Genomic DNA, 12212 nt, shown 5'->3' with positions numbered 1-12212 from the left:
AAGGGATCCGCTCGCTTCCCGCGCTCGACTTGCATGTATTAGGCACGCCGCCAGCGTTCGTCCTGAGCCAGGATCAAACTCTCCATAAAAGTAGTTTGACTTGCTCATCTGCACACCGAATGTGCTTTGTTTCGAATTCCTTCATTAAAGAAGAAATGTTTTGACGTACTGGTTGGTTCGTTCAGTTTTCAAAGATCAAATGTTGTCTGCCGTTTGAAAACAGCGACTTAATCATCTTATCATGTGTTGATTTTCATGTCAACAACTTTTTTGATGAAGTTGAGAAAGCGTTGTTGCTGTCGTTTTTGGCGACAAATATTAATTTATCACGCTGGGTTGTTAATGTCAACAACTTTTTCGTGATTTGTTTCGGCGTCTTTCAACACCGCATCGCTCTCTTAAAGCGACAAGTAATAATTTATCACGGATATGAATCTATTGCAATACCTTTATCATTATTTTGTTAATTTCTTTTTCCATAGATAAAAGCGGCAGGAAACCCGCCGCTTTTATAAGATCCAGATATGAATGGCTGTTAACGATAATACACCGGGGAGTCCTAACACAAGGGACACACCAGCTGTGAATCCATTAATGGGAATATGCAGGCCGAACTGCGCTCCAAACAGATTCACGAAAAACAAGAGGATCACCGCAACAATTAACCGCGTAAGCACAGCCCCCACCCACTTCAACGGCTTGGCAGGCATACCTGTAATCAACAAAAGAGGTACAGCGAGACTCAACAATAAAACGACCAGTACCGGATCCATAAAAAAACCCCCTGTCTGATTGACTGCTGTAGAAACAGTATATGAAATCAGACAGAGGGCTAGTACAAAGGTTCAGGACAATGCGTTGATGCCTCTATACCTTGCTTCTCTTAATAGATAGAAGTATTTCGCTTTCACTAAAGCAAGATCGTTCAAACCTTCTTCACTCGGTTCAATGCTTTGTTCGATAATGGTGTCCAGGCTTTCCCATTCGTATTTCATCTTCCTGATACGGACAAGGAGCTCCTGATCCATTTCTTTTTTTAATTTCTTCTGTTTACCGAACAAATCCATCACCTTCTTCTATAGTTCTCTGCGTCCTTCCAATGCTTTCGACAACGTTACTTCATCGGCATACTCCAGGTCGCCGCCGACCGGAAGTCCGTGGGCAATCCTTGTCATCCGGATTCCTGAAGGTTTAACGAGGCGGGAAATGTACATGGCTGTGGCTTCCCCTTCAATATTGGGGTTGGTAGCCAGAATCAGTTCTTCCACCCCTTCGTCCTTCAGACGGTTGATCAGACCCGCTACATTGATATCCTCCGGTCCGATACCGTCCATCGGTGAAATCGCCCCGTGAAGCACGTGGTACTTCCCGCTGAATTCCTTCATCTTCTCCATGGCGATTACATCTTTAGGATCCTGCACAACACAAATCAGTTTGGCATCCCGCGATTCATCCTGACAGATGGAGCACGGGTCCTGATCTGTAATGTGGCCGCAGATCGAGCAGTGAGTCAGCTCACGTTTGGCATTGACGAGGGACTTGGCAAAATCAAGCACATCATCTTCTTCCATCTCCAGCACGAAAAAAGCCAGGCGGACCGCCGTTTTCGGACCGATCCCTGGCAGCTTTGTAAAACTGTCAATCAGTTTTGATATTGGTTCCGGGTAATACATGAGAATTCCTCCTAGAACATTCCTCCAGGCATCCCTTTCGTGAATTGTCCCATAGTATCATTAGTCTTGTCGTCCACTTGCTTGATTACATCGTTCGTTGCCGTAATGATGAGATCCTGAAGCATTTCTACATCATCCGGATCGACAACTTCCTCATCAATGGCAACATCCGTAATTTCCTTTTTCCCGTTTGCTGTCACTTTAACCATGCCGCCTCCTGCAGAAGCTTCAAAGGTCATCTCATAAAGCTCTTCCTGAGCCTTCATCATTTTCTTCTGCATTTTCTGCATCTGTTTCATCATATTGTTCATGTTTCCACCACCACGCATGGGGCATTCCTCCTCTTGTGATCGTTAATCCTGAAATTCAATCAGATCGTCTCCGAAATGTTTACGGGCTTCTGAAATATGCGGGTCTTCCTGAGGCTGCTGCGGGACGCTTTCAACATCCCCGTCTTCTTCCACATCCACTTCCGATGCTTCATCCGGCGTCTGTTTCTGCTTGCGGACATATTCCTCCCTCAATTCCTGCCAGTTCGGTTCAGGAATAGGGATGATTGTCATCGGCTTTCCAGCATACTCCGTCAAAAGCGGCTCAATGGTCTTTTGGTGCTCCAGAGCCAGCGAGCAGTGAATGTCGTAACGGAAAGCCAGAACGAGCGCTTTCGATGAGGCAGCCCGTGGTTTACTGTTCAACAGGGTGGCATGGGCCGGCGCATTCTGCTGTTTGAGTGCTTCCATAAAGTCGGCCCATCGGCCCTGGATATTTTTGATCTCTTCCTTGGAAGCTTCACTGAGCACCTGTCTGATCCGCTCATATGGAACATTATACCCTTTTCTACCTGATTTTGCAGGCGCGCGTTTTTTAGCAGGCTGGGCGGCTGCCTGCGGGGCCGGACCATTTTCTTTTAAGGCAGCCAGCTGTTTCTCAAGCTCCTGAATCTTCCCTGACAGCTTTTCAACCGCACTGGAATCCGCCGCCTGGGATACCTGGGGTCCAGCCTGCACTTCGACCATGTTCAGCATGGCGATTTCTATGAAGACTTTCGGACTTGTCGTCCACTTCATCTCCTGCTGGCAGTGATTCAATTCCCGGATAGCCTGCTGGATCCAGCCTGGTGACAACTCTGCGGACAGGGTCCGGAACGAGTCATCCGGAATAGCCCGCTCAAGGTTGTGTTCCAGATCCGGAGCACTTTGATACAGCAGCAGATCCCTCAAGTAGTAGATCAGATCGAATACGAAACGACCGGGGTCTTTCCCCTGCTGGATGAGATCGTCAACCGCTTCAAGGGCCGTCCGGGCATCCTGGTCGTTCAAAGCTCTCAAGACAGCTGTCAGCCTGGCCTGTGATACAGATCCGGTTACTGCCAGGACATCATCCATCGTAACTTCCTCTTCACTGTAGGAAACAGCCTGGTCCAACAAACTCAAGGCATCACGCATACCGCCTTCTGCCGTAAGAGCAATGATTTCCAAGGCTTCAGAAGCCACGGCGATCTCTTCTGCCGCTGTGATCTTCACCATGCGGTCGACCATCGACTTCTGGGAAATCCGTTTGAAATCGAAACGCTGACATCTGGATATGATCGTCAACGGAATTTTATGTGGTTCGGTCGTCGCCAGAATAAAGATGACATGCTTCGGCGGTTCCTCCAACGTTTTCAACAGAGCGTTGAACGCACCCATGGAAAGCATGTGCACCTCATCAATAATGTAGACTTTGTACGGCACCGCACTTGGAGCATATTTGACTTTATCCCTGATCTCACGGATCTGCTCCACTCCGTTGTTGGAGGCGGCGTCAATCTCAATGACATCAGATATGGAGCCGTCCTGAATGCCGAGGCAGGCATCACATTCATTACAAGGTTCTTTTACAGGGGAGCGTTCGCAGTTAACGGCCTTGGCAAAAATCTTGGCCGCACTCGTTTTCCCCGTTCCCCTGGGTCCGGAAAATAAATACGCATGTGAAAACTTTTCCTGTACAATTGCGTTCTGCAGTGTCCGCGTAATATGCGATTGCCCAACGACACCTTCAAAATCCCGGGGACGCCATACACGATATAAAGCCTGGTAGCTCATAAAACCGTTCTCCCTTTTTAGTTTCATTCCCATTATACCTGATAGACATTCCTGCTGTGAACCATTACCGGCAGACAAGTGACAGGTGGGGGATCGTATTTGAATGATAGAAAAAAGGAGCCGTTATGAACGTGTCATAACGGCTCCCCTTATATGTGAATCTTGTGTGTACGACTATGTAATGCCGTGCACCCACCTTCGATGGCAGAGCCCTAAGCGTTACTTATGGTTGTGGCTCGACCCAGGCACTCCCGCGGCACACGGGAGGGACAGCTTACTGCTGCTTCCTTCCGGACCTGACAGGGTTCACTGGTTCCCGTTGCGCAGGACCTGAGTGTCAACACCACTCACATAAGGCAGACCTTAAAGCTGTGCCACCTTGGGTGGGAATTCGGCCTCGCTATAGCGGATTGCGAGTACAGGGCACCGCTACCTCCCCGCTTAGCACGGCATATACAAGTATAGCGATTTTCAGCAGAAAATGCAATGATTTCATGCTGTTAATTATCTACAGCCGGTTTCTTTTTCTTTTTTGACCGGAGGCTGCGGAAGAAATGAGACAGCATATCCCCGCATGCGTCTCCCAGTACACCGGGGGCGACTTCTGATACGTGGTTGAAACGGTTGTCCTCCAGAAGCTGGTACAGGCTCCCCGCACAGCCCGCCTTCGGGTCGGCTGCTCCATATACGACTCTTGGAATTCTGGACTGCAGAATGGCACCGGCGCACATGGGACAAGGCTCCAGAGTCACGTATAACGTGCAGTCTTCCAGACGCCAGCTTCCTTCATATTCATTGGCGCGCTCGATTGCGATGAATTCTGCATGGGAAGAAGCGCGCTGAGATTGTTCACGCTGATTGTAGCCTGAAGCAATCACCTTGTCGTCTTTGACGATGACGGCACCAATCGGGACTTCGCCTTCTGCTTCTGCTTTTTCCGCTTCCTTCATCGCAAGCTTCATGAAATACTCATCTTCCATCCGAAGCACCTCCTTTTCCTATAGATTGATGACTGCATCCGAAAACCAGTCACAGAATCCGGGTCCTTGAAGAGAAGAAAGGATTTTAAGAATAAATCCGTTTTTTCATTTCATACATTGATAAAGGATGAGAAAGGATGTGAGGAACGTGCAGATTCATGTTGTGCAAGAGGGAGATTCTGTGTATTCGATCGCCCGTCTTTATGATAGTACGCCAAACGACATCATAGAAGCAAATGAATTAGAAACTCCGGACGACCTCGTCATCGGCCAGGCTCTTGTGATCCCTATTGTCGGCCGGTTTTATTTCGTACAGCCGGGGGACAGTCTTTCTACCATTGCGGAGCGTTTCAATATGACAGCCGGCCGTCTGGCCGCCGTGAATGGTTTGAACCAGGACAGTACACTGCCCGTCGGGCTCCGGCTTTATATTCCGGATCAACCCCCGACACCGATTACGAGCAATGCTTACATTGAACCTTTTGGAGGCACCGTCTCCGATACGTTACGGCAGTCGGCGGAAAGGCGGGCCGTGAACCTGACCTATCTGGCCCCGTTCAGTTATGAAATCCAGGAGGACGGCACCTTAAAAGCGCCCCCGCTCGATAATTTCAAAGAGATAGCGCGGAAAAATGACGCGACCCTTATGATGGTTGTCACCAACCTCGCTGACGACGGATTCAGTGCCGAACTTGGTAGAAAGATCCTCAGCGATGAGGCGCTGCAAGACAAACTGCTCGACGAGATCATCCAGATTACGAAACAAGTAGGATTTAAGGATGTCCATTTCGATATGGAATTCCTGCCACCGGAGATGAAAGAATCGTATAATCAATTTCTGCGAAAAGCAAAGCAGCGGCTGTCCAAAGAAGGGCTGCTCATTTCGACGGCCCTCGCTCCTAAAACGAGTGCGGACCAAAAGGGAGCCTGGTATGAAGCTCATGACTATAAAGCTCACGGAGAGATCGTAGACTTTGTCGTTTTGATGACCTATGAGTGGGGATACAGCGGAGGGCCGCCGCGGGCCGTTTCTCCAATCGGCCCGGTCACCGATGTCGTCAATTATGCACTCACGGAAATGCCGGCACAGAAAATTCTGCTCGGTCAGAATCTCTATGGATATGACTGGACGCTCCCCTATGAACCAGGCGGTGAATTCGCCAAAGCCCTCAGTCCCCAGCAGGCGATACAGACAGCTGGTAAAAATAATGTCGCTATCTCCTATGATGAAAAGGAACAGGCACCGTACTACACCTATACGGACGCAGACGGAAAGAAACATGAAGTTTGGTTTGAGGACGCCCGGTCGATCCAAAAGAAATTCGATCTCATCAAAGAGAAGAACCTGCTCGGTATCAGCTACTGGAAGCTCGGGTTATCCTTCCCTCAGAACTGGGTCCTTCTCAGCAATCAGTTCAGCGTGACAAAAAACCCATAAAAAAAAGCCGCTTCTCATGAGAGAGGCGGCTTTTCTTCTTTTCCGACAAATGTGACTGTGACAGGATCGATATCTGCTTCCTGGAAAGCCTCGACCAAGCCCCGGCGTTTAATTTCTTCCTTATATACTCTTCGATACGGGATCTGTACATGAAAGGACTGTTCAAACGGGAATGGATCGAGAATAACCCGGCGGGCACTGTCCCACTGCGGATAAATCCCCTCCGGGGCAAAATCAAACGTCTGCCTGAACCCGTCCTTAAACCATGGGATTTCCTGTTCTTTCGGTGTCCCCGGCTCCTGCATGCACACATACAAAGAGAGGTCATCACAGAACTGCAGCCGTTTAAAATGAAGATGATAGACGTCATAAGGAATGTCCATTTCCATCCACTCATACAAATCTTTGCGGCGCTTCTCCTCCTGCTTCAGGAATTCAACAATCAACGGATCGTGGCTGTCCTCTTGAAAGAAAGAAGCATAGTGCATGCTGCACAGCATTCCTGCATAAAAGGACTTCGAAGCCACCTCACCAATTCCACGTTCATAAGCCAGCAGCTTTTCCTCGAGCGGATAATCCACGAATGTATACGGGCGTTGTTTCTCATCGTTCCAAACAGGCTTCTCATCCAGGGGAATCCAGGCCCGGTCATGCTGGCGGATCGCCCAGTCCGCTTCTTCCCGCAGCTTGGAGCGCAGCAGGAAGTGGTTTTTCCAATGATCCACAATACTTCCTGAAATGCCGGCGTGTTCGTGCTGGGGTATCATGATGAAGTGGTCCGTCTTTTCAATAACAATCATAAACGATCCTCCTCGTTCTTCATCCATTATGTAGGCACACTTGTCCTTCCATTATATAGGATCATACTCCGGCTCTCCACCACTTGATTCAAATGATAGAAAAAGAGCCACGAGGAGAATCCCCGTGGCCCCTTGGTGATACCCATTATTTAAGGAGTTTCAATGCTTCGCGGTTGAAAGCAGGAATGTCATCCGGCTGACGACTGGTGACGAGCTGATCCTGACAGACGACGACTTCCTGATCCTTATAATCTACACCGGCGTATTCCATATCAACAGCGATGGATTTGAATCCTGTTGCGGTACGGCCTTCCAGCGTTTTAGCTGTAATCAACAGCTGCGGCCCGTGGCAGATTGCGAAGACCGGCTTTTTCTCATCCATAAAATGTTTAGCGAATGAAACGAACTTCTCATCACCGCGGAGAATATCCGGGGAAAATCCGCCCGGGATGAACAAGGCGTCGAAGTCCTCCGGTTTTACATCGTCGATGGAGGTGTCGATTTTGACTGATGCTTCTCCCTGTTTGCCTTCGACTTCTTTGCCGGCTTTCCATTCAATCGTTGTCACTTCATGACCTTCTTTAGAGAAGGCATCCGCCGGCTGTGTATATTCGACATCTTCAAAATGGGACGTTACGAGACATGCAATCTTACTCATAAAAAACTCATCTCCTTGAAAGATTTGTCAATTGTGTTTCCGTAGATTGTCTTCCCGTCTATCAGACTTTTAAACACCACTGACCGGTTCGGCTTACTCTGAATGCTTCATCGAGAAGGTCTGGAACGTGGTATCCTTTTGGTTTTTATATACTTCTTTACCGGCTATGGTGTTGATGATATGCACATTGCGGTGAACAGAAAGGCCGAGGTTGGTGGCCCCTGCACCGTGTGAATGCACCAGATTCGTCAAAGTGAAGAAGTGATGGTCCCGGCCATCCTTAAATTCCAGATAGTAGTCGCGGGACACTTTGTACATCTGATCCGCTTCCCATTCCACCTGATCCTTGTACCGATCCATAAACCAGGACGGGACATGCGGCTTGTAACCGGTGGCAAACACAACCTTATCGGCATGGTATGTGTAGTCATACTCTTCCTGCCACTGGCGGCACTGCAGGTCATACCCGCCTTCTTTTGCAGCTTCAACCCCGTTGATCTCTGTCATCGGCTGGATGAGCACACGGCTGTCCTCCATCGCAGTCGTCCGGTGGTACAGCTTGGTATACAACCGTGTCAGCGTATCCGGGGCAATGCCTTTCCGCAGTGGACCGAGCGTATTCAGGGCCTCTTTCCGCTGATCAAAACTTAAATTATGAAAATAATCCACATAATCAGGTGTGAACATCTCCTGGGCAAACTTCGCCGTATCGAGCTGAAACAACCCGCCCGATCTCGTCAGAAGCGTCACTTTCATATCATTCCGTTCCTGCTCCTCCAACAAATCGAGGAACACCTCAAGCGCACTCTGACCGGAACCGATGACCGCCACATGACGCGATTTCAGCAGCTGGTCTTTTTGGAACAGATAGCGGCTCGTATGGAGCACATCCTCATTCGGCAGCCGGTCCATCCCATCAAGAACAACCGGTTCATTCCCGGTCCCCATCACCACGTGTCTGGAGCGGAAGTGCTTTCTCTCTCCGGTCGTCGTTTCTTCTACGATCACTTCATAGTGCGGTGTATCCTCTTCCTTATGATCGATGACATCGATGACGGTATGGCCGAAGCGCAGCCCATCCAGCTGACCGGCCACCCACTGCATATAATGGTTGAATTCCTGTCTTGGAATTTCAAAATGGCGGTGGAAGAAAAACGGAAACATCCGATTATGCTCATGAAGGTAATTGATAAACGTATATGGACTCTTCGGATCAGCAAACGTAACGAGATCGGCTAAAAAAGGTACCTGCAGATCCATTTTTTCAATGAGCATGCCGGGGTGCCAGTTGAATTCGATCGTCTGTTCAAAAAACAAACCGTCCACTTCATCCGTCTGATCGACGAGCGCAGCAAGTCCAAGGTTGAAGGGGCCGATGCCGATACCAATGATGTCTTTGATTTCTCTATCCAAAAGATCACTTCCTCTATCCAATCCCTGCGACGGGATCCTTAATTTGATTCCTTCCATAACTGGTTCAATGTAATAACGAGTACCGTTCCGACAAGCAGCCCGTTGCTCAGAAGATTCTGGAGCACACCTGGAAGTCCTGTGAATACATCCGGCGGCAGGAACATCAGTCCGATCCCAAGCAGAAAGGACAGACCTAAAATAGTCAGCTTCCGCTGGTCCAGCGGTTCCATCGTCAAATTCGATAATCCAAGACCCATCAACTGCACGAATGCAGCCAAAAGTGCTGCGTTCGCTACCGGAGCGGGTACGGATGATATGAACCTGACCACAGGAGGGAACAGGGACAGACCGGTCAGAAGTAAAGAAGCATAGAGAAACGGCTGTTTCCGTTTCTGGCCGGTCAGCTGCATAAAACCGGAGGAGGAAGCGAGTGACACATTGGCCACCGCAGAAAAAAGAGCGGTCAGACCGTGGTTGATGCCAAGGAAACTGCTTCCCCGGTTAATCTGCTCATATGTATAACGGGGATTTCCGTATATGGTCTGACTGACAGCAATCACCGATGCTACTAGATTCGACAACAGAATCACTGCTGTAATAAACCCCAGGGGAAGGGTCCCCGGAGTCATGGCAGGCGGCCCCCAGGCAAACACTTCAGGGAGTGAAAACCACTCGACACTTTTCGAGTCAGCCACCTGCGCCGGCACGGCTATTTCATACAATACCCATCCTGCACTGATCCCAATCAACACAGCAAAACTTTTCATCCACCCCCGGCCTGTGATGGACAGACCAAGGACAAGTCCAAGAGTGACAAAGGCGGTCCACGCATCTGTGCCATTGATCCCCTCCGCTCCTTCCTGAAGACCGAGCATTCCTTCAAGGAATGTTCCGCTCAGCTGAACCGTCAGCATAAATAAAAAAGCCCCGGTCACAAAAGGCGTGAACACGAACAAGACTCTGTGCGACAATTTGAACATCCCGAATAAAATTAAAAACAGACCGGTCCAAAGCATCGTCCCCTCCAGCACTTGAAGGGTTTCAAGATACGTATCGCCGTTCTGTTTCCCACTGAAAGCCATGACGGCGAAAATACTGATCCAAATACCGGCCGGACCTTCCATAATCGGAAGCTTATGACCGACCACTCCTTGAAGAAAGGAGGCTGCCCCTACTACAAATAACGTCCGCTGCATCAACCCGGTTATCTCAGGAAAAGAAAGCCCGAACAAAGATCCGATCACGATCGGCAGGGCCACAGCACCTGCCAGAAGAAATACAAACCATTGTACCGTTTCAAGCGTCTCCGTCATCCATCGTGTTGATGTTTTTTCCATCCTGTCCACCTACTGTCTTCGGTAATTTTTCTGCAGATATCGTCATCGTTCCACGTGAAACGACAAAGAGAAAAGCACAGCGGAAGGCTGTGCTTTTCCTGCTTATTCTTCTAATGTGGACGTATCCCCTGTCGGAAGCCCGAGCTCCCACGACTTCAGTAAACGCCGCATGATCTTACCACTTCTCGTTTTCGGTATCGTGTCCTTGATTTCAATTTCACGAGGGGCCGCATGGGCGCTGAGTCCCTTCTTCACAAACTGGCGGATTTCTTCAAGCAGCTCATCGGACTGCTCGTATCCATCACGCAGTGTAATGAAAGCTTTAATGATCTCCCCGCGCTCAGGATCCGGTTTACCGATGACACCAGCTTCCGCTACCGCTTCGTGTTCAATCAATTTGCTTTCCACTTCAAAAGGTCCTACGCGTTCCCCGGACGTGTTGATGACATCATCGAGACGGCCCTGGAACCAGAAGTATCCATCTTCATCCTTATACGCACTGTCCCCGGAGACGTACCAGCCGTTCAGGAAGTAGCTTTCGTACTTTCCGGGATTGTTCCAGACGGCACGCATCATGGACGGCCATCCTTCTTTAATAGCGAGATTCCCCATCTGGTTGTCCGGAAGCTCATTCCCTTCGTTATCTACGATCGCCGCTTCAATCCCTGGGAATGGCTTACCCATCGATCCCGGACGGATATCCATCGCCGGATAGTTACAGATCAGCATACCGCCGGTTTCCGTCATCCACCACGTATCATGGATCCGCAGATCAAAGGCTGAAAGCCCCCATGTGACGACTTCGGGATTTAACGGTTCTCCCACACTCAATACATGTCGGAGTGATGATAAGTCGTGTTTTTCTGCTGCCTCTTTACCAGCGCTCAACAATTTACGGAAAGCTGTCGGTGCCGAATACCAGACCGACACATCATATTCCGCAATCGTTCCGTACCAGTCATCCGGGCTGAAACGTCCGCCTCGGATCACGTTGGTAACCCCGTTCAGCCACGGTGCAAATATACCGTAGCTTGTACCGGTCACCCAGCCGGGGTCGGCGGTACACCAGTACACATCACCTTGTTTCAGATCAAGCACCCATTTCCCTGTCTGATAGTGCTGAATCATGGCATTATGAACGTGGTACACTCCCTTCGGCTTTCCTGTTGAACCGGACGTATAGTGAAGCAGCATACCATCCTCCAAGTCGACCCATTCGATATCGAAGGATTCAGAAGCTGCTTTCATTTCCTCTTCATACGAAATATAATTGCCCGGTGCTTCACCGCCCACAAGGACAATCTGCTTCAGGTTCGGCAGATCATCGGCCGGTACACGCTCCAGGAGGTCGGGGGTCGTGATCAGCATCGTTGCCTCACTATCCTCCAGACGGTCACGGACCGCCTGCTCCATAAAGGCTTCAAACAATGGTCCTGCGATCGCTCCCACCTTCAAAATACCGAAGAAGGCCGCATAAAATTCCGGGCTTCTCGGCATGAAAAGAAAGACGCGGTCACCTTTTTCTATATGGTGTTTTTTCAACACATTGGCAAACTGATTACTTTTTCTGCTCAAGTCGGAAAAACTCAGCGTTTCCTCCCTGTCCGGAGCGGAAAAAATCAACGCCGGCTGATCTTTTTTATCCGGGTTTTCCGCGTGGCGGTCAATCGCTTCATAAGCGGCATTGACCCGGCCGGTTTCGTTCCAGGTAAAATGCTTTTTGGCATCGTCCCACTGAAAATTTTCATACGTCTGCTTGTAGTTTTCCATGTTGTGATTGCCTGATCGAGCTGGGATTGGCTGCATGTCCATGAAATCACCTCATTAGA

Annotated in this window: 12 protein-coding genes, 1 rRNA gene and 1 other RNA gene; 1 reads left to right on the top strand and 13 read right to left on the bottom strand. The window is 49.4% G+C overall.

Annotated features, from left to right (window positions below; all coding sequences use genetic code 11):
- The 8 genes from GLV97_RS16090 to tadA all read right to left on the bottom strand — a co-directional run.
- A 16S ribosomal RNA gene (locus GLV97_RS16090) occupies window positions 1–89 on the bottom strand; the annotation flags it as partial.
- Between the two features lie 420 nt (window positions 90–509).
- On the bottom strand, window positions 510–773 hold the full coding sequence (locus tag GLV97_RS16085) for a pro-sigmaK processing inhibitor BofA family protein (RefSeq protein WP_160837724.1): 264 nt from the start codon (window positions 771–773) through the stop codon (window positions 510–512).
- A gap of 72 nt (window positions 774–845) precedes the next feature.
- A complete protein-coding gene (locus tag GLV97_RS16080) occupies window positions 846–1067 on the bottom strand; it encodes a YaaL family protein (protein ID WP_306462693.1) in 222 nt (73 codons plus the stop codon).
- Window positions 1068–1076: 9 nt separating this feature from the next.
- Window positions 1077–1673, bottom strand: a complete 597-nt coding sequence (gene recR / locus GLV97_RS16075) for a recombination mediator RecR (RefSeq protein ID WP_160837722.1) — start codon at window positions 1671–1673, stop codon at window positions 1077–1079.
- An 11-nt stretch (window positions 1674–1684) separates the two neighbouring features.
- Entirely contained in the window at window positions 1685–2002 is a 318-nt protein-coding gene (locus tag GLV97_RS16070; protein ID WP_160837720.1) for a YbaB/EbfC family nucleoid-associated protein, read from the bottom strand.
- Between the two features lie 24 nt (window positions 2003–2026).
- A complete protein-coding gene (gene dnaX / locus GLV97_RS16065; RefSeq protein WP_160890098.1) occupies window positions 2027–3757 on the bottom strand; it encodes a DNA polymerase III subunit gamma/tau in 1731 nt (576 codons plus the stop codon).
- A 184-nt stretch (window positions 3758–3941) separates the two neighbouring features.
- Window positions 3942–4207: signal recognition particle sRNA large type (ffs, locus tag GLV97_RS16060), an RNA gene on the bottom strand.
- Between the two features lie 50 nt (window positions 4208–4257).
- The gene (gene tadA / locus GLV97_RS16055; RefSeq protein WP_160837716.1) at window positions 4258–4737 is read right to left on the bottom strand and encodes a tRNA adenosine(34) deaminase TadA; all 480 of its coding nucleotides are present in this window, start codon (window positions 4735–4737) and stop codon (window positions 4258–4260) included.
- A 148-nt stretch (window positions 4738–4885) separates the two neighbouring features.
- On the opposite strand from tadA, the gene GLV97_RS16050 reads away from it, so the two are divergent.
- Entirely contained in the window at window positions 4886–6175 is a 1290-nt protein-coding gene (locus tag GLV97_RS16050) for a glycosyl hydrolase family 18 protein (protein ID WP_160837714.1), read from the top strand.
- 14 nt (window positions 6176–6189) lie between these two features.
- On the opposite strand, the gene GLV97_RS16045 is transcribed toward GLV97_RS16050, so the two are convergent.
- The 5 genes from GLV97_RS16045 to acsA form a co-directional block, all read right to left on the bottom strand.
- Window positions 6190–6975, bottom strand: coding sequence for a DUF3891 family protein (locus tag GLV97_RS16045; protein WP_160837712.1), 786 nt, complete (start codon window positions 6973–6975; stop codon window positions 6190–6192).
- A 145-nt stretch (window positions 6976–7120) separates the two neighbouring features.
- On the bottom strand, window positions 7121–7633 hold the full coding sequence (locus GLV97_RS16040) for a type 1 glutamine amidotransferase domain-containing protein (protein ID WP_160837710.1): 513 nt from the start codon (window positions 7631–7633) through the stop codon (window positions 7121–7123).
- A gap of 93 nt (window positions 7634–7726) precedes the next feature.
- Window positions 7727–9046 (bottom strand): lysine N(6)-hydroxylase/L-ornithine N(5)-oxygenase family protein, encoded by a 1320-nt coding sequence (locus GLV97_RS16035; protein ID WP_202409713.1) that lies wholly within the window; start codon window positions 9044–9046, stop codon window positions 7727–7729.
- Between the two features lie 38 nt (window positions 9047–9084).
- Window positions 9085–10383: a purine/pyrimidine permease gene (locus GLV97_RS16030; RefSeq protein ID WP_160890097.1), complete on the bottom strand. Its 1299-nt coding sequence runs from the start codon at window positions 10381–10383 to the stop codon at window positions 9085–9087.
- A gap of 102 nt (window positions 10384–10485) precedes the next feature.
- Window positions 10486–12195 (bottom strand): acetate--CoA ligase, encoded by a 1710-nt coding sequence (gene acsA, locus GLV97_RS16025; RefSeq protein ID WP_160837704.1) that lies wholly within the window; start codon window positions 12193–12195, stop codon window positions 10486–10488.
- Window positions 12196–12212: the final 17 nt, after the last annotated feature.

It is taken from the genome of Halobacillus litoralis (assembly GCF_009856355.1).
GTDB classification, from domain to species: domain Bacteria; phylum Bacillota; class Bacilli; order Bacillales; family Halobacillaceae; genus Halobacillus; species Halobacillus litoralis_B.
The sequence above is the reverse complement of the archived record's forward strand: the minus strand, read 5'-3'. Positions and strand labels throughout refer to the sequence as shown.

What these genes read in the sequence shown, in the direction of transcription:
- GLV97_RS16085 (WP_160837724.1), bottom strand. Translation starts at nt 773, where the DNA reads ATGGATCCGGTACTGGTCGTTTTATTGTTGAGTCTCGCTGTACCTCTT.
- GLV97_RS16080 (WP_306462693.1), bottom strand. Translation starts at nt 1,067, where the DNA reads ATGGATTTGTTCGGTAAACAGAAGAAATTAAAAAAAGAAATGGATCAG.
- recR (WP_160837722.1), bottom strand. Translation starts at nt 1,673, where the DNA reads ATGTATTACCCGGAACCAATATCAAAACTGATTGACAGTTTTACAAAG.
- GLV97_RS16070 (WP_160837720.1), bottom strand. Translation starts at nt 2,002, where the DNA reads ATGCGTGGTGGTGGAAACATGAACAATATGATGAAACAGATGCAGAAA.
- dnaX (WP_160890098.1), bottom strand. Translation starts at nt 3,757, where the DNA reads ATGAGCTACCAGGCTTTATATCGTGTATGGCGTCCCCGGGATTTTGAA.
- tadA (WP_160837716.1), bottom strand. Translation starts at nt 4,737, where the DNA reads ATGGAAGATGAGTATTTCATGAAGCTTGCGATGAAGGAAGCGGAAAAA.
- GLV97_RS16045 (WP_160837712.1), bottom strand. Translation starts at nt 6,975, where the DNA reads ATGATTGTTATTGAAAAGACGGACCACTTCATCATGATACCCCAGCAC.
- GLV97_RS16040 (WP_160837710.1), bottom strand. Translation starts at nt 7,633, where the DNA reads ATGAGTAAGATTGCATGTCTCGTAACGTCCCATTTTGAAGATGTCGAA.
- GLV97_RS16030 (WP_160890097.1), bottom strand. Translation starts at nt 10,383, where the DNA reads ATGGAAAAAACATCAACACGATGGATGACGGAGACGCTTGAAACGGTA.
- acsA (WP_160837704.1), bottom strand. Translation starts at nt 12,195, where the DNA reads ATGGACATGCAGCCAATCCCAGCTCGATCAGGCAATCACAACATGGAA.